This window comes from Stenotrophomonas capsici (genome assembly GCF_034961085.1).
Classification (GTDB): domain Bacteria; phylum Pseudomonadota; class Gammaproteobacteria; order Xanthomonadales; family Xanthomonadaceae; genus Stenotrophomonas; species Stenotrophomonas capsici.
On sequence record NZ_JAYFUH010000177.1, the window covers coordinates 1 to 2734 of the forward strand.

The 2734-nt window shown below is 68.8% G+C and carries 3 protein-coding genes; 1 reads left to right on the plus strand and 2 read right to left on the minus strand.

The features are described from left to right. On the minus strand, positions 1-342 hold a 342-nt coding region (locus VA603_RS10845; protein WP_323438830.1), incomplete at its 3' end, for a LysR family transcriptional regulator. A 79-nt stretch (positions 343-421) separates the two neighbouring features. Between VA603_RS10845 and VA603_RS10850 the strand changes: the two genes are divergently transcribed. Beyond that, a complete protein-coding gene (locus VA603_RS10850) occupies positions 422-1417 on the plus strand; it encodes an aldo/keto reductase (protein ID WP_323438831.1) in 996 nt (331 codons plus the stop codon). 130 nt (positions 1418-1547) lie between these two features. Here VA603_RS10850 and purD read toward each other — a convergent pair. Then, positions 1548-2734, minus strand: a 1187-nt coding sequence (purD, locus tag VA603_RS10855; protein WP_323438832.1) for a phosphoribosylamine--glycine ligase, incomplete at its 5' end; no start/stop codon positions are given.

Consider the following 2734-nt stretch of genomic DNA (forward strand, 5'->3'; position numbering starts at 1 on the left):
CAGGTGCTCGGCCGGGAAGCGCGGGGTGGTGATGCGCAATTGGCCGCCGGGAACGTCACGGCTCTCCTCCACCGCCTGCAGCGCCCCACCGATGCGTGCCAGTGCGGGCACCGTTTCCTGCAGAAGACGCTGGCCGGGCTCGGTCAGCCCGACGGTACGCGTGGTCCGCTGCAGCAGGCGGGTGCCCAGGCGGCGCTCCAGGCTGCGGATGGTCTGCGACAGCGCCGAGGGTGACACGCCCAGTTCCGCCGCCGCCTGGCGGAAGCTGGCCAGCCGGGCCACGCAGGCGAAGGCGACCAACGCGGGCAGCAGGGCAGGGTCGATTGTGCGGTCTGGCTTCATGGTCAGTCCCGATTATGCGGGTTTATCGCCTGCCGGGCGCGGCCTACAGTGGTCGTCCCCCTGATCCCTGGAGTCGACGATGCAGACCCGCGTATTGGGCCGTGACGGCCCGGTTGTTTCCGCCCTTGGCCTTGGCTGCATGGGCATGAGTGCGTTCTATGGCGGCCGTGGCGATGACGCGGCTGCGATCCAGGTGATCCATCGTGCGCTGGAGCGTGGCGTCACCCTGCTCGACACCGCCGACATGTACGGCCCGCATACCAACGAGGTGCTGGTCGGGCGTGCGATCGCCGATCGCCGCGCGCAGGTGTTCCTGGCCACCAAGTTCGGCGTGCGCCTGGATGCCTATGACCCGCAGGCGCGTGGTGTGGATGGCCGCCCGGAGTACGTGCAGGCCGCGTGCGAGGCCAGCCTGCAGCGGCTGGGCGTGGAGCATATCGACCTGTACTACCAGCACCGCGTGGACCCGAATGTGCCGATCGAAGACACCGTGGGGGCGATGGCGCGGCTGGTCGAGCAGGGCAAGGTGCGTTATCTGGGCCTGTCCGAAGCGGCGCCGGAGACCATCCGTCGTGCGCATGCGGTGCATCCGATCACCGCGCTGCAGACCGAGTATTCGCTGTGGTCGCGCGAGCCCGAGCACAACGGCGTGTTGCATAAGGTGCGCGAGTTGGGCATTGGTTTCGTGCCGTACTCACCGCTGGGGCGTGGCTTCCTGACCGGTGCGATCCGCAGCCCGGAGGATTTCGAGGACGGCGATTACCGGCGCAATTCGCCGCGCTTCCAGGGCGAGAACTTCGCCCGCAACCTGGCGTTGGTGGAGCAGGTCAACGCGATTGCCGCCGCCAAGGGCATCAGCCCCGGGCAGCTGGCATTGGCCTGGGTGTTGGCCCAGGGCGATGACCTGGTGCCGATCCCGGGTACCAAGCGCCTGGCCTACCTGGAGGAAAACCTGGGTGCGCTCGACGTGGTGCTGGATGCCGACGAGCGGGCCTGCATCGACGCGGTGTTCCCGGTGGACGTGGCCGCCGGTGCGCGTTACCCGGCGGCAAGCATCGGCAGCGTGCATCGCTGAGGGGGCGTGAGGGCGGCTCTGCGCTTGGGCTTCTCGCTCGGGTGCTGTGTTTCATCCCGCCGGAAAAAGGGAAGCAACAAAAAAGGGCGGCCTCAAGGCCGCCCTTTTCGTCTTCCGTCACGCCGATGCCTTACTGCTGCTCGCGTGCGATCGCGCGCCAGCCGATGTCGTTGCGATGGAACTCGTTGGCCCAGTGGATCTTCGCAACGCCTGCATAGGCATGCTGCTGCGCATCGGACACGCTGTCGCCCAGTGCCGCCACGCACAGCACGCGGCCACCGGCGCTGACCACGTTGCCGTCGGCATCCAGCGCGGTACCGGCATGGAACACCTTGGCGCTGCCCGGCACGTCCGCCAGGCCGCTGATGACCTCGCCGGTGATCGGCGTTTCCGGGTACGGCTTTGCCGCCATCACCACGCCCAGCGACGGGCGCGGATCCCATTGCGCGTCCACGCCGGCCAGCGCGCCGTCGATGGCGGCTTCGACCAGGTCGACCAGGTCCGACTGCAGGCGCAGCATCACCGGCTGGGTTTCCGGGTCGCCGAAGCGCACGTTGAACTCGATCACCTTCGGTGCACCGCTGGCATCGATCATCAGGCCCGCGTAGAGGAAGCCGGTGAACGGCACGCCGTCGGCGATCATGCCGGCCACGGTCGGTTCCACCACTTCACGCATCACCCGCGCGTGCACGTCCGGCGTCACCACCGGGGCCGGCGAGTACGCACCCATGCCGCCGGTGTTCGGGCCGGTGTCGCCATCGCCCACGCGCTTGTGGTCCTGGCTGGTGGCCATCGGCAGCGCGACGCGGCCATCGACCATCGAGATGAAGCTGGCTTCCTCGCCCTCCAGGAACTCCTCGATCACCACGCGCGCCCCGGCATCGCCGAAGGCATTGCCGCTGAGCATGTCGCGCACCGCGGCTTCGGCTTCGTCCAGCGTCATCGCCACGATCACGCCCTTGCCGGCGGCCAGGCCGTCGGCCTTGATGACGATGGGCGCACCCTTCTCGTGCAGGTAGGCCAGCGCGGCATCAACCTCGGTGTGCACGGCGTAGTACGCGGTGGGAATGCCATGGCGGGCCAGGAAATCCTTGGCGAACGCCTTGCTGCCCTCCAGCTGCGCGGCGGCGGCGGTCGGCCCGAAAATGCGCAGGCCGGCGGCACGGAAGGTGTCGACCACGCCAGCCACCAGCGGTACTTCCGGGCCGACCACGGTCAGGCCCACGGCCTCGTCCCGGGCCAGTTTGAGCAGCCCGGCGATGTCGGTGACCTTGACCGCGACGTTGCGGCACTTGCCTTCGGTGGCGGTGCCGGCAT